Origin of the sequence: Streptomyces sp. NPDC102360, assembly GCF_044766085.1 — a bacterium.
Taxonomy (GTDB): domain Bacteria; phylum Actinomycetota; class Actinomycetes; order Streptomycetales; family Streptomycetaceae; genus Streptomyces.
Map to the genome: position 1 here is coordinate 20,076 of NZ_JBIWLG010000014.1, position 25,740 is coordinate 45,815.

Consider the following 25,740-nt stretch of genomic DNA (forward strand, 5'->3'; position numbering starts at 1 on the left):
GAAGGGGCTGGGCACGGGGTGCCCAGCCCCTTCACGCGTTCTGGGGCGGGCTGCGTCACTCGTCGCCGTTCCGGGGCTCCCGCGGTGGGCGGCCGCCCAGTTCCACGGCTGTGCAGCGCCAGCGGTGGTCCTCGCCGAGGCTGAGGCGGAAGGCCAGGGCGTGGAGTCGGGGGCCGACCGCGATGCGGGCGAACACCTCGTAGCTGCCGGGGGCGGGTTCGAAGTGGCCGACGCCGTGCACGGTCGGCCGGGGCCCCGCGCCGGGCAGCAGGGCGCGGCGTTCCACCAGCCACAGCAGGTCGTCGAAGCCCTGGTGTGCGGCGTGGCGGGCGAACCAGTGCAGGGGCCTGTCGCCGCTGAGCACCTGGAGCAGGCGCTGCGTGAACAGCTCGGTGGGGTGCGGCGGGACCTGTGGCGGGACGCGCCGTGGTCCCGCGCCGGGGCGCCGGGTGTCGCGGCGGGTGGGCGGCCGGGTGATCCCGCGTGGCCCCCGCCTGTTCATGACCTTCTGCACGACGCCTCCTGATACCGGCCGGTAACTCCTCGTGGGGATCTTGTACGAGGTCGAAGGGGGCGGCGGCAAGGGCCGGCAGGCGGCGCCGGGGTGCGGCGGCGGGTTCGCCTATCAGGGTGACCGGGGCGGCGCGCGGGTCGGGCCCCCGGGGACGTACGTGGGTCGGCCGGGGGCGGGTGTTGACGTCCGGGCGGACGCGGGCGGCGGCCCGAAGGGGGACGCCCCCACGTATCCTGAAGCCCCCGACGCAGAGCAGAAAGCAGCCGGACCATGCGCGTGTACGTACCTCTGTCCCTGCCTCGACTCGCAGAGGCGTACAAGGCCGGCGAGATCGGGCCCGCGCCCGTCACCGCCTTCGCCGTGACGCCCGCGCTGCGCGAGTGGTACCTGTCCGATGACGTCGAGGAGCTGGAGTACGCGGCGCTCAACCGGGCCGCACTCGCCTCGCTGCGGCTCGTCGCCGCCGATCCCGGCGCCGCGCGCCGCCGCGTCGTCGTCGCCGTGGACGTGCCGGACGGGGCTGCCGTCGCCGACCCGGACCGGGGGATCGACCCGGCCGCGCTCGGCGAGCTGACGGTGCGCGAGACCGTGCCGCTGGCGAAGGTCGCCGCCGTGCACGTCGACTCGGGCGATGCCGACGCCGAGGTCACGGCCGCCGCCGAGGCGCTCGCCGCGGCCGACCGGGGCGACGACGACGCGCAGTTCGTCGTGGACGGCGCCGAGGACCACGACCTGCTGTGGTTCGCCACGCAGGAGATCCCGGGCCTCGTGGGTGAGGGCGAACGCTGAGGGACCCGGCTCAAGGGTGGGTAGTTTCTTGTCATGGGGAGTGACTTCGGGATGCGCACAGGTACGCACATCGTCTGGGACTGGAACGGCACGCTGTTCCATGACAACGACGCCGTCATCCGCGCCAGCAACGCGGCCTTCGCGGCGGTCGGTCTTGAGCCGATCACGCTGGAGAAGTACCGCGAGCTGTACTGCATACCCATCCCCAAGTTCTACGAGCGGATGATGGGCCGGCTGCCCACCGAGGCCGAGTGGGTGGCGATGGACGGCGCGTTCCACCAGCACTACGCGCGGTACGCGGTGGACTGCAGGCTCACCGAGGGCGTCGAGCTGCTGCTGGCCGGCTGGCAGGAGGCCGGGCGCAGTCAGTCCATCCTCAGCATGGCGGGGCACGAGGAACTCGTGCCGCTGGTACGGCAGTTGGGGATCGCGGAGCGGTTCGTGCGGGTCGACGGGCGGACGGGGCCCTCCGGGGGGAGCAAGACCGAGTACATGGTGCGGCACCTGGGGGTTCTCGACGGTGTGGCTCCGGAGCGGACTGTGGTCATCGGGGATGCGGCTGATGATGCGGTGGCGGCGATTGCCGCGGGGGCGCGGGCTGTGCTCTATACCGGTGGGTCGCACAGTCGGGCCAGCCTCGAAGGGGTGGGGGCGCCTGTCGTCGACACGTTGGCGGATGCGGTGCGTGAGGCGGAGCGGATGGTTGCGGCGGCCTGAGTCGTGTCCCGGTCGCCGGTGGGCCTAAAGATCGGGGCTCTGCCCCGGACCCCGCTGCTCAATCGCCGCAGGGGCTTGAATGGCTTGCCCGGTCGCCGCGGGGCTTGAAAAGGTCTGCTCAATCGCCGCAGGGGCTCGAAAGGCCTGCTCAATCGCCGCAGGGGCTTGATCGGGCTCGAGCGCCGGCGAGGAGTGATTTAGGTATACGGATCCCGGGCCCCGCGTGTAGATGCGTATACGGGTCCCCGGCGATACCGATGTCGATGAGTGGCGGGACCGGCAGGGTGTAGAGGTGTCGCGTGCTCTGGAGGAATGGCGCGGCGGGGCGCCGGACGGCAATGGTCAACTCCCCACGGCTGTCGTGGCATCGGCCCCTCGTCGCTGCGTCCGGGGCACCGCGCGTTTCGGTGGCTGCCCTCGTCGGCGGGGCAGCCACCGCACCCGTCTACCCGCCGGCCGGCGCCTTCGCCCGCAGCACCGTGAGGAACTCCCGCATCCAGTGGGAGTGGTCCGGCCAGGCGCGGGAGGAGACCAGCGTGCCGTCGACGACCACCTCTGTGTCCCGGAAGGCGGCCCCCGCCGCCTGCATGTCCGTCTCGAGCGCCGGGTACGCCGTGACGCGCCGGCCCCGCAGCGCGTCCACCGCCGCCGTCAGGAGCGGGCCGTGGCAGATCTGCGCGACGGGCCTGTCGGTGTCGAAGAAGGACTTGATGATCTTGCGGAGTTCGGCGTCCGCGCGCAGGTACTCCGGCGCCCGGCCCCCCGGGATCACCAGAGCGGCGTACTGGCCCGGGTCGACTTCCGAGAAGGCCAGGTCGGCGGGCCAGGTGTAGCCGGGCTTCTCCGTGTACGTGTCGAAGCCGGGTTCGAAGTCGTGGACCACGAACTGGAGCTTCTTGCGGGTCGGGGCCGCGATGTCGACCTCGTAACCCTCCTCGCGCAGCCGCTGGTACGGGTACAGGACTTCCAGCGACTCCGCCGCGTCGCCGGTGACGATCAGGATTTTGGGTGCCATTGGTCACACGCTCCCCTCGCCGGGATCCGCCGTGTCGTGCGCCCAACGTGTCGCCACGCCGCTCGGCTGGCAAGAGCCCGTACTACGCAAGGGCTTCAGGGGTTCTGTGCAGACTGTCAAAGTTCGACCCCCTGTTTTGTACACAAGCGGCTCATGACGACGCCCCCTCGGGGAGCGATAGCCTGGTGCCGTGATCAGCGCGATATCTCGCGGGGGCATCGTCGCCCCCTGCCCGCGCCGGGAGCTCACGACCCGCCACAGCAGTGGTCGTGCCCGGCGCTCAGTCGCTGATCATTTCGGGCGGATGGCCTCTTCGTTGAAAACGGCGCATTGTGGTCCGCTCTTCTCTCATCCCGGCATAACGTCGTCTCAGACCGGAAACCCCGCGTCGAGGCGTTGTGTCGAGCGATTCATCTACGCGACATCTACGTCTCGCAACGGCGCGCGACAGGAGCCAGAGGACAATGCAGACCAAGCTGGACGAAGCCAAAGCCGAGCTGCTCACCAGGGCCGCACGGGTAGCTGAGAACAGCCCGGTAGGGGGGAACCTACCGACCGGGGCGACGGGCAAGGGCACGCAAGCCGCCGGAACCACCACCGATACCGACAGCGTGCTCGCGTTCCTCCAGCGCTACTACCTGCACACCGCACCGGAGGACCTGAGCGACCGCGACCCGGTCGATGTCTTCGGGGCCGCACACTCGCACTACCGCCTCGCGGAGAACCGCCCGCAGGGCACGGCCAACGTGAAGGTGCACACGCCGACCGTCGAGGAGAACGGCTGGACCTGCAGCCACTCCGTCGTCGAGGTCGTCACGGACGACATGCCGTTCCTGGTGGACTCCGTCACCAACGAGCTGTCGCGGCAGGGGCGTGGCATCCACGTCGTCATCCACCCGCAGATCACCGTCCGGCGCGATGTCACCGGCAAGCTCCTCGAGGTGCTGCCGGCCGGTACGTCCGCCGAGGGCCACGACGTGCTCACCGAGTCGTGGATCCACGTCGAGATGGACCGCGAGACCGACCGCGCCGACCTCAAGCAGATCACCTCCGACCTGCTGCGCGTCCTGTCCGACGTACGGGAGTGCGTCGAGGACTGGGAGAAGATGCGGGACTCGGCGCTGCGCATCGCCGAGGAGCTGCCGAGCGAGCCGACCGCGGGCGACCTGCCCGACCAGGAGGTCGAGGAGGCCCGCGAACTCCTTCGCTGGCTGGCCGCCGACCACTTCACGTTCCTCGGGTACCGCGAGTACAACCTCTCCGAGGACGACTCGCTGGCCGCCGTGCCCGGCACCGGACTCGGCATCCTGCGCTCCGACCCGCACCACGAGCGCGACGAGCACCACCCGGTCTCGCCGTCCTTCAACCGCCTGCCGGTCGACGCCCGGGCCAAGGCCCGCGAGCACCGCCTGCTGGTCCTCACCAAGGCCAACAGCCGCGCCACCGTGCACCGGCCGAGCTACCTCGACTACGTCGGCGTGAAGAAGTTCGACGCCGAGGGCAATGTCGTCGGCGAGCGGCGCTTCCTCGGCCTGTTCTCCTCCGCCGCGTACACCGAGAGCGTGCGCCGCGTCCCCGTCATCCGGCGCAAGGTCCAGGAAGTCCTCAAGGGCGCGGGCTTCTCGCCCAACAGCCACGACGGCCGCGACCTGATGCAGATCATGGAGACGTACCCGCGCGACGAGCTGTTCCAGACGCCCGCCGACGAGCTGCGCTCCATCGTGACGTCCGTCCTCTACCTCCAGGAGCGCCGCCGGCTGCGGCTCTACCTGCGCCAGGACGAGTACGGCCGCTACTACTCGGCGCTCGTCTACCTGCCGCGCGACCGCTACACCACGGGCGTGCGGCTGCGGATCATCGACATCCTCAAGGAGGAGCTCGGCGGCACCAGCGTCGACTTCACCGCGTGGAACACCGAGTCGATCCTCTCCCGGCTGCACTTCGTCGTCCGCGTTCCGCAGGGCACCGAGCTGCCGGAGCTCTCCGACGCCGACAAGGACCGCATCGAGGCCCGCCTCGTCGAGGCCGCCCGCTCCTGGGCCGACGGCTTCGGGGAGGCGCTGAACGCCGAGTGCGGTGAGGAGCGCGCCGCCGAACTGCTGCGCCGCTACGGCCAGGCGTTCCCCGAGGGCTTCAAGGCCGACCACTCGCCGCGCGCCGCCGTGGCCGACCTGGTCCACCTCGAACAGCTCACGCAGGAGAACAAGGACTTCGAGCTCTCCCTGTACGAGCCGGTGGGCGCGGCCCCCGGCGAGCGCCGCTTCAAGATCTACCGGATCGGCGCGCCCGTCTCGCTCTCCGCCGTCCTGCCGGTGCTCCAGCGCCTGGGCGTCGAGGTCACCGACGAGCGCCCGTACGAGCTGCGCTGCAGCGACCGCAAGACCGCGTGGATCTACGACTTCGGCCTGCGCATGCCGAAGCCGGCGAACGGCAACGGCGACGACCTCGGGGCCGACGGCCGCGAGCGCTTCCAGGACGCCTTCGCCGCCACCTGGACCGGCCTCGCCGAGAACGACGGCTTCAACTCCCTCGTCCTGGGCGCCGGTCTGAACTGGCGTCAGGCGATGGTGCTGCGCGCGTACGCCAAGTACCTGCGCCAGGCGGGGTCCACTTTCAGCCAGGACTACATGGAGGACACCCTCCGGACGAACGTGCACACCACGCGCCTGCTGGTGTCGCTGTTCGAGGCGCGGATGTCGCCGGACCGGCAGCGCGCCGGGACCGAGCTGATCGACGGGCTGCTCGAGGAGGTCGACGGCGCCCTCGACCAGGTGGCGTCCCTCGACGAGGACCGGATCCTGCGGTCCTTCCTCACGGTCATCAAGGCGACGCTGCGCACGAACTTCTTCCAGGAGGCGCTGGGCGGCAAGCCGCACGCGTACGTCTCCATGAAGTTCGACCCGCAGGCCATCCCGGACCTGCCCGCGCCGCGGCCCGCGTACGAGATCTGGGTGTACTCGCCCCGCGTCGAGGGCGTGCACCTGCGCTTCGGCAAGGTCGCGCGCGGTGGCCTGCGCTGGTCGGACCGGCGGGAGGACTTCCGTACGGAGATCCTCGGCCTGGTGAAGGCGCAGATGGTGAAGAACACCGTCATCGTGCCGGTCGGCGCCAAGGGCGGCTTCGTCGCCAAGCAGCTCCCCGACCCGTCGGTGGACCGCGACGCCTGGATGGCCGAGGGCATCGCGAGCTACAAGACGTTCATCTCGGCGCTGCTCGACATCACCGACAACCTGGTCGGCGGCGAGGTCGTGCCGCCCGCCGACGTCGTCCGTCACGACGAGGACGACACGTACCTCGTGGTCGCGGCCGACAAGGGCACGGCGTCCTTCTCGGACATCGCGAACCAGGTCGCCGAGTCGTACAACTTCTGGCTCGGTGACGCGTTCGCCTCCGGCGGCTCGGCCGGCTACGACCACAAGGGCATGGGCATCACCGCCCGCGGCGCCTGGGAGTCCGTGAAGCGGCACTTCCGGGAGCTGGGCGTCGACAGCCAGTCCGAGGACTTCACGGTCGTCGGCGTCGGTGACATGTCCGGTGACGTGTTCGGCAACGGCATGCTGCTCTCCGAGCACATCCGCCTGGTCGCCGCCTTCGACCACCGGCACATCTTCATCGACCCGAAGCCGGACGCGGCCACCGGCTACGCCGAGCGCCGCCGGATGTTCGAGCTGCCGCGCTCTTCGTGGGCGGACTACAACAAGGAGCTGATCTCGGCGGGCGGCGGCATCTTCCCGCGCTCCGCCAAGTCGATCCAGCTCAACGCGCACATCCGCGAGGCCCTCGGCATCGAGTCCGGCCAGGCGAAGATGACCCCGGCCGAGCTGATGAAGGCCATCCTCCAGGCGCCCGTCGACCTGCTGTGGAACGGCGGCATCGGTACGTACGTCAAGTCGTCGGTCGAGTCCAACGCGGACGTCGGCGACAAGGCCAACGACCCGATCCGCGTCGACGGCCAGGACGTGCGCGCCAAGGTCATCGGCGAGGGCGGCAACCTCGGCGCGACCCAGCTGGGCCGCATCGAGTTCGCCCGCAGCGGCGGCCGGGTGAACACCGACGCCATCGACAACAGCGCCGGCGTCAACACCTCGGACGTCGAGGTGAACATCAAGATCCTGCTCAACGGTCTGGTCTCCGACGGCGACATGACGGTCAAGCAGCGCAACAAGCTGCTCGCCGCCATGACGGACGAGGTCGGCCACCTGGTGCTGCGCAACAACTACGCGCAGAACACGGCACTGGCCAACTCCTGCGCCCAGGCGCCGTCCCTGCTCCACGCCCACCAGCGGTTCATGCGCCGCCTCGGCAAGCAGGGCCACCTCGACCGGGGCCTGGAGTTCCTGCCGAACGACCGGCAGATCCGTGAACTCCTCAACTCCGGCCGGGGGTTGAGCCAGCCGGAGCTCGCCGTCCTCTTCGCGTACACGAAGATCACGGCGGCGGACGAGCTGATCCAGACGTCCCTGCCCGACGACGACTACCTGCGCCGCCTGCTGCACACCTACTTCCCGAAGCCGCTGCGCGAGAAGTACGCCGAGGCGATCGACGGGCACGCGCTGCGCCGCGAGATCATCACGACGGTCCTCGTCAACGACACGGTGAACACGGGCGGTTCGACGTTCCTGCACCGCCTCCGTGAGGAGACGGGCGCGTCCCTGGAGGAGATCGTGCGGGCGCAGCTCGCCGCGCGCGAGATCTTCGGCCTCAGCGAGGTGTGGGACGCGGTCGAGGCGCTCGACAATGTCGTCGCCGCCGACGTCCAGACCCGGATCCGGCTGCACTCGCGCCGCCTCGTCGAGCGCGGCACGCGGTGGCTGCTCAACAACCGCCCGCAGCCGCTCCAGCTGGCCGAGACCATCGACTTCTTCAAGGAAGACGTCACCAAGGTCTGGGCCGAGATGCCGAAGATGCTGCGCGGCGCCGACGCCGAGTGGTACCAGGGCATCGTCGACGAGCTGACCGGCGCGGGTGTGCCGGAGGAGCTGGCGGAGCGCGTCGCCGGGTTCTCGTCCGCGTTCCCGACGCTCGACATCGTGCAGATCGCCGACCGTACGGGCAAGGACGCGCTGTCCGTCGCCGAGGTCTACTACGACCTCGGGGACCGGCTCTCCATCACCCAGCTCATGGACCGCATCATCGAGCTGCCGCGCTCCGACCGCTGGCAGTCCATGGCCCGCGCGTCGATCCGTGAGGACCTGTACGCGGCGCACGCCGCGCTCACCGCCGACGTGCTGGCGGCGGGCAACGGGACCTCGACGCCGGAGCAGCGGTTCAAGGCGTGGGAGGAGAAGAACGCGGCGATCCTGGGCCGGGCGCGCTCGACCCTGGAGGAGATCCAGGGCTCGGACTCGTTCGACCTGGCGAACCTCTCGGTCGCCATGCGCACGATGCGCACGCTGCTGCGTACGCACTCGTAGCGGATACGCGAAAGGGGGCGCCCCGGGCCGGAATCCGGCCCGGGGCGCCCCCTTTTCCGTACGGAGAGGACCTACGCGGCGACGGGCGCCTTCGCCTTGGCCTTCGGCTTCGGCTTGGCCGGGCCCGCGGCATTGGTGAACGCCTCGTACTCCTTGAGGACATCCTCGGTCGGCCCGTCCATCCGCAGCTCGCCGCGCTCCAGCCACAGCACCCGGTCGCAGGTGTCGCGGATGGACTTGTTGCTGTGGCTGACGAGGAAAACGGTCCCCGCACGCTGCCGCAGCTCCTTGATCCGCTGCTCGGACCGCTTCTGGAACGACCGGTCGCCCGTGGCCAGCGCCTCGTCGACCAACAGCACGTCATGTTCCTTCGCGACGGCGATCGAGAACCGCAGCCGAGCCGCCATGCCGGACGAATAGGTCCGCATCGGCAACGTCACGAAGTCGCCCTTCTCGTTGATCCCGGAGAAGTCGACGATCTCGTCGTACCGGTCCCGCACCTGCTCGCGGGACATGCCCATCGCGAGCCCGCCGAGCCGTACATTGCGCTCGCCGGTGAGGTCGTTCATGAGGGCCGCGTTGACGCCGAGCAGCGAGGGCTGCCCGTCGGTGTAGATGTGCCCGTTCTCGGTCGGCAGCAGCCCGGCGACGGCCTTCAACAGGGTGGACTTCCCCGACCCGTTGGTCCCGATGAGCCCGATGGCCTCGCCGCGGTAGGCGGTGAACGAGACGTCCCGCACGGCATGCACCTTCCGCACACCCGCCCGCTTCTCGGCCTTCTTCCTGCCGCCGAGGATGCGGTTGAGGGCGGCGGTCGCGGCGCCGCGGCCCGCGCCGGTCCCGTTGACGCGATAGACGATGTCGACGCCGTCGGCGATGACGGTGGGTACTCGTTGCTCGCTGGTGTTGTCAGCCACGTCCGTACGTCTCCTCGGCCTTCCAGAAGTAGATGAACCCGCCGATTCCGGCGAGCAGTGCCCAGCCGGCCGCCAGCGCCCAGATGTGCGGCGGCAGTTGACCCGCGGTGAAGCTGTCGATGAGCGCGAAGCGCATCAGGTCGATGTAGACGGCGGCCGGGTTGGCCTGGAGCAGCGTCGTGACGACCGCCGGCATGCCGCGCCCCTCCGTCAGCCGGGTCAGGCTCCACATCACGCCGGACGCGTACATCCACGTACGCAGCAGGAACGGCATCAGCTGCGCGAGGTCCGGGGTCTTCGAGCCGAGCCGCGCCATGATCAGCGCGAGCCCGGTGTTGAACATGAACTGAAGCGTGAGCGCGGGCACCACGAGCACCCAGGACGGCGCGGGCGGCACGCCCGTCGCCAGCAGGATGACCACCAGCGCGCACATGGAGAACAGCAACTGCTGGAGCTGCTGCAGGCAGAACGAGACCGGGAGCGCCGCCCGCGGGAAGTGCAGGGCCCGCACGAGCCCGAGGTTTCCGGAGATCGCCTTCGTCCCGGCCATCACGGACGACTGCGTGAACGTCCACACGAACACACCCGTGACCAGGAACGGGATGTAGTCCGGCACGCCCCGGCTGGTGCCCATGAGCTTGCCGAAGATGAGGTAGTACACCGCCGCGTTCAGCAGCGGCGTGAGCACCTGCCAGACCTGCCCGAGCTTCGCCTGGCTGTACTGGGCGGTGAGCTTGGCGGTCGAGAAGGACGTGATGAAGTGCCTGCGCTGCCAGAGCTGACGTACGTACGCGGGCAGCGAGGGCCGCGCGCCGCTGACGCTCAGCCCGTACCGGGCGGCCAGGGCCGCCGGATCCTCGGGGACGGGGACGGACCGCGGTGCCTCCTGCGGGGAAGGCGTGTCCAGGACCTGGCTCACATCCGCTGCTTTCGGTCGGGGGTTCGGCTCCGGCTGTTCAGCTGCCGTTCACGTCGGGACGGGCCCGTATCGTCGTGACGTGAGAGTAGGGCGGATCGACGTCGGAACGCAACCGTTTCGTCGTGGCCGTCCTATGCTTTGCCATATGACGACCAACGCCGACTCTTCGAAGCCGACGCGCCGCAGGGCCCCCGCCGGCGCGGCCGTCCTGCGCGAGGACGTGACGGAGGCCATCCGCGCGGCCGTCTTCGAGGAGCTGGCCTCGGTCGGCTACGCGCGCATGTCCATCGAGGGCATCGCGCGCCGCGCGGGCGTCGGCAAGACGGCGGTCTACCGCCGCTGGAAGTCCAAGCTCCACCTGGTCCTCGACCTGGTCTCGGCGATCGCCGTGCAGGGCCTGCCCGCCCCGGACACCGGCTCCCTGGAGGCCGACCTCCGTCTCCTCTACGAGGTCACGTCACGCGCGCTGCGTCACCCCGTGGCCGGCCAGGTCATCCCCGACCTCCAGGCGGAGGCGGCCCGCAATCCGGAGATCGCCGAGGCCCTGCAGAAGGCGCTGCGCGAGGGTCAGCACGGAGTGGCGAGCGGCATCGTACGGGCGGCGGTGGAGCGCGGGGAGCTGCGCGAGGGCCTCGACGAGGACCTGGCGCTCGACCTGATCTCGGGCCCGCTGTACTGGCGCGCGGTGGTGGTCCGCACGCCGAAGCTGCCGAAGGGGCACCTTCAGCGCTTGTCGGCGGCGACGGCCGCGGCGCTCAAGGAGCTGTGAGGGACTGTGACGTGCAATGACGATCCGGTCGTCATTGCACGTCACAGTCCCGGCGTCGGCGGCTCGCGGGTCAGGTGGTGGCCAGGAGGAAGTCCTCGCCGCTCGACGGGCGCAGGGCGTCCTCGCGCGCCGCGAAGTAGCGGGTCGCGAGGTGCGTGCCCGGGGTGTGTTCGGCCGTCCTGAAGCCTGCCTCGTGGGCCAGGGTGAGCATGTCCTCGGGGGCGTAGAAGCTGAGGAAGGGCGTGCCGGCGGCGCTCGCGCCCTTCTTGCTGGTCTCCATGCCCGACCGGTCCGCCGCGTCGAGGAGGTCGGCGGGGAGGATGAAGGAGAGCGCGAGGGTGGAGCCCGGGGCCAGCTGCGCGATCTGTTCCAGGGTGGCGGCGGTGGCCTCGCGGGTGAGGTACATGACGACGCCCGTCGAGACGACGACCGCCGGCCGGCGCGGATCGAAACCGGCCGCCGTGAGCCCGTCCCACCAGGACTCCCGCGCCTCGAAGTCGACGGGGACGAGGTGCAGGCGGGGCGGCACGCCGTAGCCGAGTGCTTCCAGGCGGGCGCGCTTCCAGGACTGCGGGCCCGGCTGGTCGACCTCGTAGATGTCGAGGCGGGCGACGAGTCCGGGGCGGCGCTGGGCCAGCGTGTCCAGGCCCGCGCCGAGGATGACGTACTGGTCGACGCCGCGCTCCGACTCCCGCTCCACGAGGTCCTCGATGAAGCGGGCCCGCGAGACCATCGCGGCACGGAAGCCGCGGGTCGCCGTCGGCTCCATGTCGGGGCGCTCGCGCCAGTCGGGAGCGGGGGCGAGGAGGCGCAGGCCCACCTCGTCCTCCAGTACGTGCGGCGCGTCGTCGACCTGGACGTGCATCGCGCGCCACAGTGCGCAGCGCTCCGCCGTGTTGTCGGGTGCGGGCGCCGGGGACGGCTGCGTACTCACGCCCACTCCTTGGTGAGGTCGAGTTCCTCGTTGCGCTCGGTCAGCGAGTACCAATTGCCGTTGTCGTCGCGGAAGACGGCCTCGGTGCCGTACGGGCGTTCCTTCGGTTCCTGGAGGAACTCGACGCCGCGCGCCCTGAACGTCTCGTAGTCGCCGCGGCAGTCGTCCGTGCGCAGCGCGACGCCGCCGAGGACGCCCTTGGTGACCAGTTCTGCGAGGGCCCTGGCGGACTCGGGGTCGACACCGTGGCCGTCGGGGCGCATGAGCGCGAGCTCCAATTCCGGCTGGCCCTTGGCCCCGACGGTGATCCAGCGGGAGTCGCCCATGGACATGTCGGTGCGGAGCTCCATGCCGAGCTTCTCGGTGAAAAACGTCTTCGTACGCTCCTGGTCGAGCGTCCAGATGGTGGTGATGCCGACGCCTTTGATCATGGGTGCTCCCGCGGTGTGCTTGTCCTGGTCGGTCCACCGTAGGCAGCGGGAGTGTCAGTCGGCTTCTTCAGAATTGCTGTCTTTGGTGGGGTGGAAGCCGCCTGCCCACAGCAGGGCGTAGCAGCCCGGGATGAGTGCCGCCCCGCGGGCGATCTTCGACCGGCGGTACTCGCCAGGGGTCTGACCCATGTGCTGCTTGAAGCGCGTCGTGAACGTGCCGAGGCCGGCGAAGCCGACCAGGTGACAGATCTCGGTGATGCTCAGGTCGCAGGTGCGCAGCATCTCCGCCGCGCGTTCGATGCGGCGCTGGGAGAGGTACTGGCCGGGGGTCCGTCCGTAGGCCGTCTTGAAGACGCGGACGAAGTGCGAGCGCGAGTAGCCGGCGCGGGCCGCCACCGCGTCCAGGTCCAGGGTCTCGTCGGCCCAGTCGCGGTCCATCACGTCCTTGGCGGCGCGGAGCCGCCGGAGGTGTGCGAGGTGTCCGTCCGCGGCCCTGCCGTCCGCGGCTCTGCCTTCCGTGGCCCTGCTCTTGGGTCCGTCCATCGCTGCGCATCCTGGCACGAAACTCTTAAGTCGTTTAAGTGTGATGTCCGTTACGCTCCATTTGTATGCTTTCGAGGACTCGTTCCGTCGCTTCCGTCGCTTCCGTCGACCGCTCCGACCCCTGGCTCACCAAAGCGCTGCCCCGGCTGCGCGGCATCGAACCGATCAGAAGTTACGGGTACGGCGGCGAGCTGCTGCACGACGACGGGCGGGCCGACATGGAGGCCTACGGCGCCCGCGTCGCCGAGCTCGCGACGCGGCTCGGCGAGGCGCTCCTGTCGTACGGGGCCTCCGCGGAGGAAGCCGTCGCCGGGATGCTGGTCGTCGCCGAGACGTACGGGCTCAGCTACTGCGAGCCGGGCGTCACGCTCGCCTCCGTGTCGCTGTCCGCGCACGCGCCCGGCGAGCTGACGCCGCTGCACGCGAACCGGGTGATCCGCAAGCACGCCACCGACTTCCGGATGCTGGGGCGCATTCACGCGCTCGTGGAGCGGATCAGCGCGCGGCAGTTGGACCTTGGCGAGGCGCGGGCCGCGATCGCCCGGATCCTCGACGCGCCGGTGGAGCGGGGGCGGTGGGCGTTGTGCCGCGTGCCGGTGCAGACCGGGTTCGTCGCGGCCGGTGGTGGTATCGCCTTCGGTGGTGGCGCGCTGACCTCGGTGTGCGCGTTCGTCGCCGGGTTGCTCGGGGCGCTGCTGAGCGGCTGGTTGGGGCGCAACGGCGTCCCCGCGTTCTACCGGTCGGCCGTCGCCGCGATGCCGACCGCCGTGCTCGCCGTCGCGATCAGCCACAGCGCGCCGCCGACGACCGTGCAGTCCGTCGTGGTCGCCGGGGTGCTGGGTTTGCTGCCGACCGTCACCTTCGTCAGCGCCGTGCAGGACGCGCTCACCGGGCACTATCTGACCGCCCTCGGGCGGCTCTTCGACGCGATGCTGGTGTTCGCCGCCGTCGTCACGGGTGTGGTGGCCGTGCTCGGCGTAGGGCGGCTCGTCGGGTTCGAGGCGCCGGTAGTGCCGACGGCCGAGCGGGCCGAGTATCTGGGGGCGCCCGTCGTGGGTGCCGCCGTGTTCTCGGTGGCCGTGGCGGCGCGGGCGCGGACGCCGCGGCGCGACTGGGTGCCCGCGGCGCTGCTCGGGCTCGGCGGGTTCATGGTGGCGGCCGAGTTCGCCGTCCTCGGGCTTCCCTCGCTCGTCGGTACGGCGGTGGTGGCGGCGGGGGTCGGGTGCGCCGCGCATGCCGTGGGCCGGCGGCGGCGGGAGTCCGCGCTGCCGCTCGTCGTTCCCGGTATCGCGCCGTTGCTGCCGGGCAGTGCGTTGTACGTGGCGTTGGCCGCGCTTGCCTCCGGGCGGACCACGGCGGGGGTCGGGGGGCTTGTGCATGCGGCGGCGGTGACGTTGGCGATCGCGGTGGGGGTGGGTCTTGCGGGGGAGGCGGCGCAGCTCTTCCGGAGGGTCCGGGGGGCGGGTTCCTCGGGTTCCGGTGTAGTGGCGCCGCGCCGGGGTGGACGTCACGGGGCTCTGCCCCGGGCCCCGCGCCTCAATCGCCGGCGGGGCTTGAATTGGCGGGGCTTGGGTGTCAGAGGGCGGCGGAGTCCAAGGCGTGGGTCAGGCGGTCGAGGCGGGAGCGGAGGTCTTCTATTTCCTTCAGGTCGAAGCCTGTTGCTGTGGCGATCTTGCGGGGGACCTCGGAAGCGTGGGTTTTGAGTGCCGTGCCGGACGTCGTGAGGGCGACCGTCACCGAGCGTTCGTCCGTGGCGCTGCGCTCGCGGCGTACGAGGCCGTTCGTCTCCAGGCGCTTGAGGAGCGGGGAGAGTGTGCCGGAGTCGAGGCGGAGGCGTTCCCCGAGGCGCTTGACCGGGAGCGGGCCCTCCTCGGGGGCGGCCTCCCAGAGCACCAGCATGACCAGGTACTGGGGGTACGTGAGGCCCAGATCCTTGAGCAGTACCCGGTAGATGCCGCCGAAGGCGCGCGACGCCGCGTTGAGCGAGAAGCAGATCTGGCGGTCGAGCCGGAGGAATTCGTCGGCGCTGGGGGTACTGGGAGTGCTCGGCGTGCTGGGCATGCATCCAGGGTAGCGCTCGCGCGATTCAGTTGTGCACAACTGAATTGTGTGCTCTATTTGAGGGGTAGGAAGTGACTCACCAAGAGGTTCATCGACCGAGAGGCAGGTCCCCCATGGACGCCATCTACACCGCCGTCGCCACCGCCACCCACGGCCGCGACGGGCGCGCCGTCTCCTCGGACGGCGTGATCGATCTTCAGCTCGGCATCCCGACGGAGATGGGCGGCAACGGTCAGGGCTCCAACCCGGAGCAGCTCTTCGCCGCCGGTTACGCCGCCTGCTTCGGCAGTGCGCTCGGGCTCGTCGGCCGGAGCGCCAAGGTGGACGTCGCCGACGCCGCCGTCACGGCCGAGGTCTCCATCGGCAAGCAGGGCGAGGGCTTCGGGCTCGCCGTCGTGCTCCGCGTCGAGCTGCCCGAGTCGGTCGACGCCGAGACCGGCCGCAAGCTGGTCGAGCAGGCGCACCAGGTGTGCCCGTACTCGAACGCGACGCGCGGCAACATCGACGTGCAGCTCGTCGTCGAGTAGGGATGCCGGGGTGCCGGAACGCCGGGGCGTCGAGAGTCAACTGGCTCTGGATGAACCGCCGTTGATCCGCGCGAGTACCTCGCCCGTCTGCGGACTCCACGCCACCAGTACCGCCTCCGGCGGCAGTCGCTCGGCCCGGTCGAGCAGCAGCCAGCGGATGCGGTAACGGTCGGCGACGGCCTGCCGTTCGGCGCGGGTGGACGCGGGGGAGAGGTAGGCGCGCACCGCCGCCCGGCGCCGGTCCAGGTCGGCGCTGTCGACGACCGGGTCGGGGCGGGCGGGCGCGACCAGCGTCGGCCCGTGTCCGGGCAGGGAGCGGGTCGGGCGGTAGCCGTTCGTCAGAACCACGTCGCCGGGCGGGATGTGCTGCGCCGCCCAGGTGTACGCGGGCCAGCTCGGCGGCGGGTCGAGGACCGTGGCCAGAAAGCCCAGTGCCGCGCCCGCCGCCGCCAGCGCGCCGAGCACCCTGCGCCGCCGTGGCCACGGTCGGGGCGCCGCGAGGGCGATCGCCAGGGCGAGCTGGAGCGGCACCACCGTGAGCACCATGGCCGCGCCGTACGCGGAGGGGTGGGCCAGAGCCGCGTACGCGAGGGCCGCGATGCCGGCCGCGCACAGGAGGACGAGCGGGTCCCCGCGGTCGCGGCGCAGGCGCAGCCACAGCGGCGGGAGGCCGGTCAGCGCGAGCCACGGGACGTGCGGCGACACGGGGTCCGAGTCCGGCCACAGCCACACCAGGCCCACCGCCGCGACCCCCGCCACGGTCCACCTGGCCCACTCCCGTCGCAGCCGCCACGCTCCCGCCCACACCCAGAACGCGAGCCCGATCGCGAACGTCGACGGGTAGCCGAGGTCGATCATCAGGGAGCGCAGCGCGAGCGGTTCCGTCTGCCAGTGCGTGCTCGTGCCCCAGAGGAGCGTCAGGGTCAACAGGGCGAGGACCGGGGCCCATTGGCGTTGCGTGAGCGTGCGGACGAAGCGGTGCAGGCCCGTCAGCAGGACCAGCAGATTGGCGGGGCCCGCGAGCTTCATGACCTCCCAGCCCGTCAGGCCCGTCGCCCGCGCGAAGGCGCCCTCCACCATCGCGTACGGGGAGGAGACGTACCAGTTGCCCGCGCCCGGCAGGTCGACCAGCGGGTGGCGCGGGTGCAGCAGGCTCACCTTCAGGCGTTCGATCACCGCCGCGTGCAGCCCGTAGTCGTAGGCCATCGGCACCCACCAGTACGCGAGCGTCAGCAGCAGCCAGAACAGGCCGCCGAAGACGAAGAACGGCGTCGGGCGCCAGAACCGGCCGCCGCGCAGCGCCGTCGCGCCGCGCGCCGTTCCCCGGACGAGTGCGGTGGTCGTCATGTACGGCATGGGGCATGCGTGCCCCGCCGAGGCGGTCCGCCCCGCCTTTCGTGGGCCGTGCGGGTGAGGACCCGCGGTCCCGGTCCACGAAGGGCGGGGCTCCCGCGTCAGCGGCCCAGCAGCGAGCGCAGCAGGCCCTTCGCGCGCGGGGTCTGCGTGGGCACGGCCGACGCGGCCGGCTCGTGGCGCGACACCGGCTGGGCCGGGCGCTTTGCCTTCCGGCCGTCGATACGGATCATCGAGTGCCCGGCGACCTCCTCCGCGCCGTGCCAGAAGTCGTCGCGCCCCGCGAGCATCGCGCCCAGCTCGGTGCGTACCGGCTCGAACGCGCCCCACGTCCCGTAGAACTTGGTCGCCGTGATGCACAGCGGCTTGAGCCCTGTCGTGGCGACGGCGCCCCACGTCGCGGCCGCGACGCCGGGACAGTGCTCGGCGCGGAAGTCGTCGAGTACGACGATGCCGTCCTCGCCGAGGAGTTCGCGGGACGCCTCGATGTCGCCGTGCACGTGCTCGTACAGATGCGAGGCGTCGACGTGAACGAAGCGGCAGGTGGCGGGGGCGACCAGGGACGTGATCACGTGCGAGGGGCCCTGCACCACCTCGGGCAACTCGTCATGGAACGCTTGGTAGTTGGCCTCGAAGGCGGTACGCGTGAGGGTGCTGTAGGACTTGTTCATCTCCTTGTCGTTCGCCTTGTCGTCGGCGGGTGAGTCGAACAGGTCGCAGACGGTGAAGGTCTCCTTCTCCTCCAGGTACTGCCCCATGAAGATGGCGCTCTTGCCCAGGTAGACGCCGAGTTCGAGGAGATCCCCGCCCTGGCCGAGCGCGCGCTGCCGGCTCAGGAACCAGTCGAAGAGCACCTGGTCGATGTTGTGGAACCAGCCTTTGACGTCGTCGAGCGCGGCCGGGCGCGGCAGCTCGGCGGGCGCGGTGTGGGACTCGTGCTGCATGTCAGCTCCAGTACGGATGACGTGGGTGCGGGGCCGGCGGACGACGCGCTCGCCGGCCGGCCCCGGGAGGCCATCAGCTCTGGGTAGGTGCACGGGGTGTCCGGGCGGTGGCCGGGATGGAACGGGAGACCCTCTCGCTCGATAAATCCCGGTTGTGTGTCTTGTTCCTATCCTCCCGGGTCATATGCGCCGCCCTACTTGACGGCGCCCGCCATCACTCCGGACACGAACTGGCGCTGGAACGCGAAGAACACGGCCAGCGGGACCACCATCGAGATGAACGCGCCGGGACCGAGCACATCGACGTTGTTGCCGAACTGCCGCACCTGGGTCTGCAGCGCGACCGTGATCGGCTGGCTGTCGGTGTCCGTGAAGATCAGCGCGACCAGCATGTCGTTCCACACCCACAGGAACTGGAAGATGCCGAGCGAGGCGATCGCGGGGGCGCCGAGCGGCATCACGACCCGTACGAACACGCGCACCTCACCCGCGCCGTCCAGGCGGGCCGCCTCCAGGAGTTCGCGCGGGATCTCCGCGAAGAAGTTCCGCAGCAGGAACACCGCGAACGGCAGCCCGAACCCGACGTGGAAGAGGATCACGCCGAGGATCGAGCCGAAGATGCCGATGTCGCCGAAGAGCCGGGCGATCGGCACCAGCGCGACCTGCACGGGAACCACGAGCAGCCCGACCACGATCAGGAACCACCAGTCGCGGCCAGGGAACTCCATCCACGCGAACGCGTAGCCGGCCAGCGAGCCGATCACGATCACGAGCAGGGTCGCGGGCACCGTGATCAGGGCCGTGTTGACCAGGGAACGCGTGATGTCCGAGTTCTCCAGGAGGCTGCTGTAGCTCTCGAAGGTCAGCTGCGCCGGCTTGCTGAACACCGTCCACCAGCCGCTGTCCGCCATGTCCTCCGGGGAGCGCAGCGAGGAGAACAGCAGGCCGATCGTGGGCACCAGCCACAGCGCGCCGACCAGCAGCAGCACGAACTGGACGAACCCGCCGCTGAGCAGGTCGCCGATCCGGCGCGCGAGCGAGCGTGGGGCCTTGACGCTCTCGTCGAGAGTGCTCATCGCCGTGTCTCCTGCCGCAGCCGCCGCAAGTTGAACCACATCACCGGGATCACGAGCAGCAGGAGCAGCACCGCGATCGCGCTGGCCAGGCCCTCGTTGTCCTCGCTGAACGCCGAGCGGTACAGCTGCAGGGCGAGCACGTTTGCGTCGTCCTGCGAGGAGCCCGGCGCGATGATGAAGATCAGGTCGAAGATCTTCAGTACGTTGATCATCAGCGTGACGAGGACGACCGCGAGCACGGGCGCGAGCAGCGGCACCGTGACCCGGCGGAACACCTGCCACTCGGAGGCGCCGTCCACGCGGGCGGCCTCCAGGAGTTCGCGCGGGATGCCGGCGAGCCCCGCCCCGATGAGCACCATCGCGAACCCGGCCCACATCCACACGTACGCGACCATGATCGAGGTCGTCACGATGTTGAGGTACAGATCGAATCCGCCGAGGTGGACCGTGAAGAACTTCTTGTCGCCGAGCCAGTCGGCGCCGTTGTACGGCTCCTTGAAGTTGGCTGCGGGAAGCCGGAGTTGGGCGCCGTCCGCCTTGGCCGGGAGGGCGAAGGTGCCGTCGGCGGCGGCCGTCGTGGAGGCCACGACCTTGCCTTCCTTGACGGCCTCGATCCGCATGCCGGGGTAGCCGTCCTCGGTCGCGTCGACCTTGTTGAGGCCGCCCGCGCCCTTGCCGAGCGTGAAGTCCTGCCACACCGTGCCGGTGACCCCGGCCTTCCCGGCGGCGGGCTCCTTCGCCGGTTTCGCGTCCTTGGGCATCTGGTCGGCGGCGACACCAACGAGGGGCAGCAGCACGGGAGTTCCGGCCCGCACCGGTTCCTTCGTGAGGTACGGGCCCCCCGGCTTCCCGGTCAGCGTCTGGTTGCCCCGCGGATGCGCCTTCGGGAACGCGGAGGCGTCGGCGAACGTGTCGTGCACCCCCGTCATGACCGCGTTCACCGCGCCCTTCTCGGGGTCCTGGTCGTAGACGAGCCGGAAGATGATGCCCGCGGCCAGCATCGAGATGGCCATCGGCATGAAGACGACCAGCTTGAACGCGGTGGCCCAGCGGATCCGCTCGGTGAGCACGGCGAAGATCAGGCCGAGCGCCGTGGCGACCGTCGGGGCGAGCACCACCCACCAGATGTTGTTGTTGATCGCGGCCTTGGTGTCCTCGCGCGTGAACAGCGTCTCGTAGTTGTCGAACCCGATGAACGAGCCGCCCGACGCGTTGAAGAAGCTCCGGATGACCGAGTACCCGATCGGGTACACGACCAGAGCGCCGAGCAGGATCAGCGCGGGCAGCAGGAAGAGCCCGGCGACGGACTTGCGGGTGCCGGTGACGCTCTTACGGATGCGTGGTGACGTCGCGGCGGCAGCCCCGGAATCCGGGGTGCCGCCGCCGGTGGCGGAGGTCATCGCCGCGTCAGTCCTTAAACGCCTTGGCCGCTTCGGCCTCCAGGGTCTGCTGGGTGCCCGCGATGTCCTTGGGGTTCATCAGGAAGTCCTGCAACGCCTTCCACTCGCCCTTGCCGGGCGTCCCGCCGAACGCCTGCGGCATCTGGTCCGACATGTCGAAGCGGAAGTCGTCGCCCGCGCCCACGAGAGCCTTGGCGATCTCGCGCTGCACCGCGTTCGGGTACGAGGCGAGGTCCACGTTCTTGTTGGGCGAGAGGTAGCCGCCCAGCTTGGCCTGGATGGTCGCGGCGTCCGGGGATGCCAGCCACGTCACGAGCGCCTGCGCCGCCTCGGAGTCCTTGAGGATGACTGCCGCGTCGCCGCCACTGACCACCGGCTTGTCACCGGAGCCGACCGCGGGGAACGGGAACACCTTCGCGTCCGTGCCGACCTTCGCCTTGGTCTGCTGGATGTTGACCTGCGCGAAGTCGCCCTCGTAGACCATGGCGCCCTTGGGCTGCTCACCACCGGTGAAGGTCTGCTCGACCGACTTCGTGAACTCGGTCTGCACGGCTCCCTTGTTGCCGCCGGCGAGGAAGTCCTTCTTGCCCCACAGCTGGGCGAGCGTGGTGAGCGCGTCCTTCACGGACGGATCGGTCCACTTGATCTCGTGCTTGGCGAGCTGGTCGTACTTCTCGGGCCCCGCCTGCGACAGATAGATGTTCTCGAACCAGTCGGTCAGCGGCCAGCCATCGGCCCCGCCGACGGAGAACGGCGTGACGCCGGAGTCGTAGATCGCCTGCGAGGTGGCGAGGAGTTCCTTCCAGGTCTTCGGCTCCTTGGCGGCCGCGTTCTCGAAGACCTTGGTGTTGTACCAGACCAGGGACTTGTTGGCCGCCTTGTAGTACGCGCCGTAGCTCTTGCCGCCGACCTTGCCGAGGTCCTGCCAGCCCTGGGCGTAGTTCTTGCTCAGCTGCGCCTGGACGTCCGCGCCCAGCGGCTTGGCCCACTTCTTGTCGACGGCCTGCTTGATGGCGCCGGGCTGCGGCAGCATCGCGATGTCCGGCGGGGCGCCGCCGGCCACCTTCGAGCCGAGGAAGTTGATGATCGGGTCCTGGGCGGGGACGAAGGTGACCTTGGCGCCCGTCCGCTTCTCGAACTCCGCGAGCACCTGCTTGAAGTTCTTCTGCTCGTCGCCGGTCCACACGGCGGCGATCTCCAGTGACTTGCCGTTCAGCTTCGGCAGCTTGAGCGAGGACGCGGGTGACTTGCTGCCGTCTCCGCCGGACTTGCCGTTGTCGTCGTCGCCTCCACAGGCGGTGAGCGTGAGTGCGAGGGAACCGATGGCGATGCCCACGAGGGCCCTGCGGGTCCGGTGGGTGCCGTGGGTGCGTATGCGTATGCGCGTGTGAAGAGTGCTGCGAGTGCTGCCCATCACTGCCCCGTTCTCGTCCTGAACGCTGAACGTACGTACTGAGCGCTGTCCCGTGGGCACTGGTCTACGCCCGGCCAGGGAGGAGCGGCAAGGGTGCCAGTGCTGTAAAGCGGGTGATCGTGACGGGGTCGTGATGCGTCAAGCCGGCGCGGGCGGCGGGAAGTTGGGCAGGCGGCGCCCGATGCCGCGGCCGCCGGCCCCACGCCACGGGGCTCCGCGGGTTCTCGTCCCGAGGGCGGGCTTGATTTTGCGGAGCTCGCGGGGCTGGTTTCGCCGAACCGGGGTTACGGCCACGGGGCTCCGCCCCGGACCCCGCTGCTCAATCGCCGCAGGGGCTTGATAGGCCCACCCGTCCGCGGGGGCTTGATGTGCCCCGCTCGTCTCCCACCACCCGCCCCCTCCGGGGGCGTCGGCCCGACGGGGTGCCACCCGTTGCGGTCGGCCGCACCTCGCCTTCGGCAACTTGGCGTCAGCCACGGCTTCCTGCCCATTGCGGTCGACGCCGTCGCCGCCTTGGGCAATCTGCCTTCCCCAAGCTCTCGAACAACCTCGAGCAGGGGATACCCCATCGGGCGGCAGGGTGGGCAAGGCGGCGCCCCGGTGCGGCGCACCCCGTACGGCAGGGCTCGGCCCCGGTGCTGCCGTACGGGGTGCGGCCTTGCGTGGGGCCTGGCCCCGGTGCTGCCGGTGTGGCGCAACCCTTACGTAGGGCTCGGCCCGGTGCTGCCGAAGTGGCACGGCCCCGTGTGCCGGCTAGAGGAGGGACGGGACCTCGGTCGCCGACACGGAGCGTGCGGCGCGTTCGAGTGCGCTGGCCAGGAGGGCCAAGTCCGTGGGCCCGTTGCCCAGTTCGCGGACCGGGCGGCGGTCCGGGGGGTCGCCCATGCGGGCCCACTCGAGCGCCACCACGGTGGGCCGCTGCGTGGCCGTACGAGGAATGCGGCCGGTCACCCGGCCCGCCTGCACCTCGACGTCACGCCCGTCCGCCCCGTGCAACACCCCACGCCCCGGCGCAGGATCCTCACTCCCGGCCCCCGGCGCGTCCAGCACCACCCGCGGCCGGGCCGTCCACCCCCCGGCCCCGCCGGGGGCGAACGCCGCGACGAGGTGCACGCCGAGCCGCTCCCCGTCCCGCACGACGGCTTCCAGGGCCCGGACCACGGACCCCGCGGCCGGCCGCCCCATCGACCCGAGCGGCGGCGACAGCAACGCGTCCAGGTCGTCCACGACGACCACGAGCCGCGGCAGCGGAGGCCCGGCCTCCGCCCTCTCCCGCGTGGCCCCGGGACGGAGCCGCATCGTCGAACTCGGCGGCACGTCCACATCCCCGGCACTCTCGGAGGACGGCGCCCCGCGCTGGGACACGACCCGCCCGGACACGGCCCGCTGCGTGTGCCACTCCGCGAAGTGCGTACGCCCTATGAGCTCGGCCCGCCGCTTCAGCTCGGTGCTCAGCGCCTGGGCGAACTCCCGCATCCGTACGGGATCGTTGGCACCGAGGTGCGTCGTGACGTGCGGCAGATCCGTGCAGACCCGCAGCCCCTCCGCCCGCTCCCCGCCCGACGCCCCGTCGACCAGCACCATCCCGAGCCGGTCGGGACGTTCCGCCGCGGCGAGCGACGCGGCGACCGAACGCAGCAGCTCCGTACGGCCACTTCCCGCGGGTCCCTCGACCAGTAGATGCGGCCCTTCGGCGGCCAGGTCCACGGTCAGCGGTCCGCGCGGCCCGGCCCCGAGCACCGCCCACACCCGTCCGCCGATCGATTCGGGATCGTCCCCGGCCGCCGCCCAGCGCGCCATGAGGGACGCCGGGGTGGCACGCGCGAGCCCCAACTCGTCCAGGAGACGGGAGGTTTGGGGCAGCGGTGCCGACACGCGCGAGCCCGGCCGGTCACCGGAGCCGCCCACCGCGTCCGTGCGCAACGGCGCGAGCGCCCGCGCGAACCGCTCCGCCCAGGCGAGCGACACCGCGTCGGCCGTACCGACCGTCCCGTGCCCGACGAGCTGGCCCTGCGCCGCCCGGTGCAGGCGAAGTGTCGTCGCGACGTCGCCGCTGAGCAGCGCCACCGCACCGCACGCGCGGAACGCCGGGCTCTGCGCGCAGGCCGCCTCGTAGCTCTGCGTGGCCGGCGACGCGGGCGAGGCGGCGGGCGCCTCGGCCAGGCACACCACGTGGATCCCGGCCGCGGCCCCTTCGGCGGCGAGCCGCACCGTGGCCTCGCGCAGCGAAGCGCTCCCGGGGTCGCCGTCGATCACGACGACCGTGGCGGCCACGGGCTCGTCGGGCGTCTGCGCCGCTGGCCTGAACCCCGCCGCGTGGTCGTCGAGGCGCCGCAGCAGCTCGTTCGTACGGGCCGCCGCCTGCTCCCGGTCGTACGCGAGCAGCAGCCGGCAGTCCTGGCCGTGGGCGGGCCGGACCTGGGGCAGCCAGCCGAGCCAGGACCAGTCGGCGACCCGCTCCTCCAGGGAGCGCGCCCGGTCGGTCGAGATCAGTACGAGTTCCAGGCGCTCCGGCGCATGCAGCGTCGTGAGCTGGGCGACGGCGCAGCGCGCCAGACCCGCGAGCCGCGCGCGCGGCCCCGCGAGCCCCAGGGCCCCGGCCTCGGCGAGGCCCACGGTCACCGGCACCGCGGGCAGCAGCCCCACCCCGCCGGGGCCCGGCCGGTCGACGCTGCCGAGCCGCACCGCGAGCGCCTCCGCGTGGCCGGGACCGCGCTCCCACAGTCGCGGCCCGGGGCCGAGCGCGGTGAGCAGCAGCGCGGCGGCGTCGGGCCAGGTTTCGGCGGTGCCTGCGACGGGCCTGGGTTCCTCCTCGTACAGGGGAGTCTCAGGAGACGTGGCGGGGCCGGCGGCGGGCTCGGAGCGTTGCGGGGTGCGCAGCACGTGCGGCTCGTGGATCTCGTGATGCTGGTCGTCCATGTCGAAGCCATCGCGCTCGTCACGTTTGCCGCGGCGCAGCAGCCGCGAGAGCCCACCGCGCTTGCGCGGGGCGCGCGGCAGCGAGGTCCCGCGCGCGGGGGTGCCCACGCGCGTGCCGTCCGCCTCTTCGTCCGGCTCCGGCTCGGGCACCAGCGGTTGTGCGCCCTCTTGAGCGGCATCACTGGCCGCGCCCCAGGCGGAGTCCCCGTATGCGTGCCGGGTCTCCTGGGCGGGGTCGGGCGCGGAGGTCTGTGCGGGCGCGTCCACCGGCTGCTCGGCGAACAGCACCCGTACGTGCCCCTCGCCGTCCGGCGCCGTCCGCAGCGGCCTGGGGCGGGCGGCGTCACCCGCGACGGAGACCCGCAGCGCCGATTCGCCGAGGCGCACCAGTGAGCCGGGGGACAGGCGGACGGGGCGGGAGCCGAGGGGGCGGCCGTCCACCGACGTCCCGTTCGTCGACTCCAGGTCCTCCACCGAGATCCGGCCGTCGGTGCCGAGCGTCACCGCGCAGTGCAGGCGTGACACGTCCGGGTCGTCGAGGGACACGTCCGCGTCGGCGGAGCGGCCGATGCGGATCTGGCCGCCGTGCAGCAGGTGGACGCCGCCCGCGTCGGGACCCGCCACCACATGGAGCTGGGCCGCCGCGTCGTCCGGCTCGGGACCCGGGTCCACGGGGGCGCCGAGAGCGATCACCGCGCCGTCGATCAGCGGGGGCTCACCTATGACGCAGCGCTGTGCGTCGAGCCGCTCCGTGCCCGCGTACAACGTCGCGGACCCCGCCTCGCCGCCCGCGACGGCCGTGGCCAGGCCGGAGGCGACCGCTGCGAGTGCCGTGCCCGCGGGGGCGGTGACCAGCACGTCGACACCGCGCGCGAGCGTGTCGTCACCACGTGCGAGCATGTCGGGGCGCGTGCCCAGGGGGTCTACGACGGTAAGCCGGATCTGCATCGCCGCCTGCGGTCCCTTCTGCGCGGGCGCCCGGAAACGAGGGGCTGCCCCGCGGTCCCCCACCGCAGATTCCCCCCACCGCCACGGGCACGTCAGCCAGTGTTGAAGGCATCCTTGCACTTGCCGCTGACAACAC

The 25,740-nt window shown here is 71.2% G+C and carries 19 protein-coding genes and 1 pseudogene; 6 read left to right on the forward strand and 14 right to left on the reverse strand.

Going from position 1 to position 25,740, the window contains the following annotated elements:
• Positions 1-55: 55 nt before the first annotated feature.
• Positions 56-514, reverse strand: coding sequence for an Rv3235 family protein (locus ACIRHA_RS36610; protein WP_403854988.1), 459 nt, complete (start codon positions 512-514; stop codon positions 56-58).
• A gap of 270 nt (positions 515-784) precedes the next feature.
• Here ACIRHA_RS36610 and ACIRHA_RS36615 point away from each other — a divergent pair, with 270 nt between their 5' ends.
• Together ACIRHA_RS36615 and ACIRHA_RS36620 are read left to right on the forward strand one after the other, a co-directional pair.
• Positions 785-1,303, forward strand: a complete 519-nt coding sequence (locus ACIRHA_RS36615) for a DUF6912 family protein (protein WP_403854990.1) — start codon at positions 785-787, stop codon at positions 1,301-1,303.
• 51 nt (positions 1,304-1,354) lie between these two features.
• Entirely contained in the window at positions 1,355-2,020 is a 666-nt protein-coding gene (locus tag ACIRHA_RS36620; protein ID WP_403854992.1) for an HAD family hydrolase, read from the forward strand.
• Between the two features lie 445 nt (positions 2,021-2,465).
• On the opposite strand, the gene ACIRHA_RS36625 is transcribed toward ACIRHA_RS36620, so the two are convergent.
• On the reverse strand, positions 2,466-3,035 hold the full coding sequence (locus ACIRHA_RS36625) for a DJ-1/PfpI family protein (protein ID WP_403854994.1): 570 nt from the start codon (positions 3,033-3,035) through the stop codon (positions 2,466-2,468).
• A gap of 464 nt (positions 3,036-3,499) precedes the next feature.
• Between ACIRHA_RS36625 and ACIRHA_RS36630 the strand changes: the two genes are divergently transcribed.
• A complete protein-coding gene (locus tag ACIRHA_RS36630) occupies positions 3,500-8,449 on the forward strand; it encodes an NAD-glutamate dehydrogenase (RefSeq protein ID WP_403854996.1) in 4,950 nt (1,649 codons plus the stop codon).
• 71 nt (positions 8,450-8,520) lie between these two features.
• Here the strand turns inward: ACIRHA_RS36630 and ACIRHA_RS36635 are convergent, their stop codons facing one another.
• Positions 8,521-9,366, reverse strand: a complete 846-nt coding sequence (locus tag ACIRHA_RS36635; RefSeq protein WP_403854998.1) for an ABC transporter ATP-binding protein — start codon at positions 9,364-9,366, stop codon at positions 8,521-8,523.
• The gene (locus ACIRHA_RS36640) at positions 9,359-10,285 is read right to left on the reverse strand and encodes an ABC transporter permease (RefSeq protein WP_403855000.1); all 927 of its coding nucleotides are present in this window, start codon (positions 10,283-10,285) and stop codon (positions 9,359-9,361) included. Before ACIRHA_RS36640 ends, ACIRHA_RS36635 begins: the two co-directional genes overlap by 8 nt.
• Before the next feature lie 145 nt (positions 10,286-10,430).
• Here ACIRHA_RS36640 and ACIRHA_RS36645 point away from each other — a divergent pair, with 145 nt between their 5' ends.
• On the forward strand, positions 10,431-11,054 hold the full coding sequence (locus tag ACIRHA_RS36645; RefSeq protein WP_403855002.1) for a TetR/AcrR family transcriptional regulator: 624 nt from the start codon (positions 10,431-10,433) through the stop codon (positions 11,052-11,054).
• 70 nt (positions 11,055-11,124) lie between these two features.
• Here ACIRHA_RS36645 and ACIRHA_RS36650 read toward each other — a convergent pair whose 3' ends face one another.
• Genes ACIRHA_RS36650 through ACIRHA_RS36660 form a run of 3 tightly spaced genes read right to left on the reverse strand, consistent with a single transcriptional unit; the run spans position 11,125 to position 12,857 of the window.
• Positions 11,125-11,988, reverse strand: coding sequence for a class I SAM-dependent methyltransferase (locus tag ACIRHA_RS36650; RefSeq protein WP_403855004.1), 864 nt, complete (start codon positions 11,986-11,988; stop codon positions 11,125-11,127).
• Positions 11,985-12,419 (reverse strand): VOC family protein, encoded by a 435-nt coding sequence (locus ACIRHA_RS36655; RefSeq protein WP_403855006.1) that lies wholly within the window; start codon positions 12,417-12,419, stop codon positions 11,985-11,987. The genes ACIRHA_RS36650 and ACIRHA_RS36655 overlap by 4 nt, the downstream gene beginning before the upstream one ends.
• Before the next feature lie 54 nt (positions 12,420-12,473).
• Positions 12,474-12,857 carry a helix-turn-helix transcriptional regulator gene (locus ACIRHA_RS36660; RefSeq protein ID WP_403855338.1) on the reverse strand — a complete coding sequence of 128 codons (384 nt, stop codon included), beginning with the start codon at positions 12,855-12,857 and terminating at the stop codon, positions 12,474-12,476.
• Between the two features lie 323 nt (positions 12,858-13,180).
• On the opposite strand from ACIRHA_RS36660, the pseudogene ACIRHA_RS36665 reads away from it, so the two are divergent.
• A pseudogene (locus ACIRHA_RS36665) lies at positions 13,181-14,374 on the forward strand (threonine/serine exporter ThrE family protein); the annotation flags it as partial.
• A gap of 163 nt (positions 14,375-14,537) precedes the next feature.
• On the opposite strand, the gene ACIRHA_RS36670 reads toward ACIRHA_RS36665, so the two are convergent.
• Positions 14,538-15,023 carry a MarR family winged helix-turn-helix transcriptional regulator gene (locus ACIRHA_RS36670; protein ID WP_403855008.1) on the reverse strand — a complete coding sequence of 162 codons (486 nt, stop codon included), beginning with the start codon at positions 15,021-15,023 and terminating at the stop codon, positions 14,538-14,540.
• A gap of 113 nt (positions 15,024-15,136) precedes the next feature.
• Here ACIRHA_RS36670 and ACIRHA_RS36675 point away from each other — a divergent pair, with 113 nt between their 5' ends.
• Positions 15,137-15,550, forward strand: a complete 414-nt coding sequence (locus ACIRHA_RS36675) for an organic hydroperoxide resistance protein (RefSeq protein ID WP_266710896.1) — start codon at positions 15,137-15,139, stop codon at positions 15,548-15,550.
• Positions 15,551-15,586: 36 nt separating this feature from the next.
• On the opposite strand, the gene ACIRHA_RS36680 is transcribed toward ACIRHA_RS36675, so the two are convergent.
• The 6 genes from ACIRHA_RS36680 to ACIRHA_RS36705 all read right to left on the reverse strand — a co-directional run bounded on the left by ACIRHA_RS36680 (position 15,587) and on the right by ACIRHA_RS36705 (position 25,604).
• Positions 15,587-16,897 carry a hypothetical protein gene (locus ACIRHA_RS36680; RefSeq protein WP_403855009.1) on the reverse strand — a complete coding sequence of 437 codons (1,311 nt, stop codon included), beginning with the start codon at positions 16,895-16,897 and terminating at the stop codon, positions 15,587-15,589.
• Between the two features lie 107 nt (positions 16,898-17,004).
• Positions 17,005-17,847: a class I SAM-dependent methyltransferase gene (locus ACIRHA_RS36685; RefSeq protein ID WP_403855011.1), complete on the reverse strand. Its 843-nt coding sequence runs from the start codon at positions 17,845-17,847 to the stop codon at positions 17,005-17,007.
• Positions 17,848-18,041: 194 nt separating this feature from the next.
• Positions 18,042-18,923 carry a carbohydrate ABC transporter permease gene (locus ACIRHA_RS36690; RefSeq protein WP_403855013.1) on the reverse strand — a complete coding sequence of 294 codons (882 nt, stop codon included), beginning with the start codon at positions 18,921-18,923 and terminating at the stop codon, positions 18,042-18,044.
• Entirely contained in the window at positions 18,920-20,323 is a 1,404-nt protein-coding gene (locus tag ACIRHA_RS36695; RefSeq protein WP_403855015.1) for a carbohydrate ABC transporter permease, read from the reverse strand. The genes ACIRHA_RS36690 and ACIRHA_RS36695 overlap by 4 nt, the downstream gene beginning before the upstream one ends.
• Before the next feature lie 7 nt (positions 20,324-20,330).
• The gene (locus ACIRHA_RS36700) at positions 20,331-21,737 is read right to left on the reverse strand and encodes an ABC transporter substrate-binding protein (RefSeq protein ID WP_403855017.1); all 1,407 of its coding nucleotides are present in this window, start codon (positions 21,735-21,737) and stop codon (positions 20,331-20,333) included.
• 753 nt (positions 21,738-22,490) lie between these two features.
• Positions 22,491-25,604, reverse strand: coding sequence for an FHA domain-containing protein (locus ACIRHA_RS36705; protein ID WP_403855019.1), 3,114 nt, complete (start codon positions 25,602-25,604; stop codon positions 22,491-22,493).
• Positions 25,605-25,740: the final 136 nt, after the last annotated feature.

What these genes read in the sequence shown, in the direction of transcription:
- ACIRHA_RS36700 (WP_403855017.1), bottom strand. Translation starts at nt 21,737, where the DNA reads ATGGGCAGCACTCGCAGCACTCTTCACACGCGCATACGCATACGCACC.
- ACIRHA_RS36655 (WP_403855006.1), bottom strand. Translation starts at nt 12,419, where the DNA reads ATGATCAAAGGCGTCGGCATCACCACCATCTGGACGCTCGACCAGGAG.
- ACIRHA_RS36675 (WP_266710896.1), top strand. Translation starts at nt 15,137, where the DNA reads ATGGACGCCATCTACACCGCCGTCGCCACCGCCACCCACGGCCGCGAC.
- ACIRHA_RS36685 (WP_403855011.1), bottom strand. Translation starts at nt 17,847, where the DNA reads ATGCAGCACGAGTCCCACACCGCGCCCGCCGAGCTGCCGCGCCCGGCC.
- ACIRHA_RS36620 (WP_403854992.1), top strand. Translation starts at nt 1,355, where the DNA reads ATGCGCACAGGTACGCACATCGTCTGGGACTGGAACGGCACGCTGTTC.
- ACIRHA_RS36630 (WP_403854996.1), top strand. Translation starts at nt 3,500, where the DNA reads ATGCAGACCAAGCTGGACGAAGCCAAAGCCGAGCTGCTCACCAGGGCC.
- ACIRHA_RS36690 (WP_403855013.1), bottom strand. Translation starts at nt 18,923, where the DNA reads ATGAGCACTCTCGACGAGAGCGTCAAGGCCCCACGCTCGCTCGCGCGC.
- ACIRHA_RS36695 (WP_403855015.1), bottom strand. Translation starts at nt 20,323, where the DNA reads ATGACCTCCGCCACCGGCGGCGGCACCCCGGATTCCGGGGCTGCCGCC.
- ACIRHA_RS36625 (WP_403854994.1), bottom strand. Translation starts at nt 3,035, where the DNA reads ATGGCACCCAAAATCCTGATCGTCACCGGCGACGCGGCGGAGTCGCTG.
- ACIRHA_RS36705 (WP_403855019.1), bottom strand. Translation starts at nt 25,604, where the DNA reads ATGCAGATCCGGCTTACCGTCGTAGACCCCCTGGGCACGCGCCCCGAC.
- ACIRHA_RS36615 (WP_403854990.1), top strand. Translation starts at nt 785, where the DNA reads ATGCGCGTGTACGTACCTCTGTCCCTGCCTCGACTCGCAGAGGCGTAC.
- ACIRHA_RS36670 (WP_403855008.1), bottom strand. Translation starts at nt 15,023, where the DNA reads ATGCCCAGCACGCCGAGCACTCCCAGTACCCCCAGCGCCGACGAATTC.
- ACIRHA_RS36680 (WP_403855009.1), bottom strand. Translation starts at nt 16,897, where the DNA reads ATGACGACCACCGCACTCGTCCGGGGAACGGCGCGCGGCGCGACGGCG.
- ACIRHA_RS36660 (WP_403855338.1), bottom strand. Translation starts at nt 12,857, where the DNA reads ATGGACCGCGACTGGGCCGACGAGACCCTGGACCTGGACGCGGTGGCG.
- ACIRHA_RS36645 (WP_403855002.1), top strand. Translation starts at nt 10,431, where the DNA reads ATGACGACCAACGCCGACTCTTCGAAGCCGACGCGCCGCAGGGCCCCC.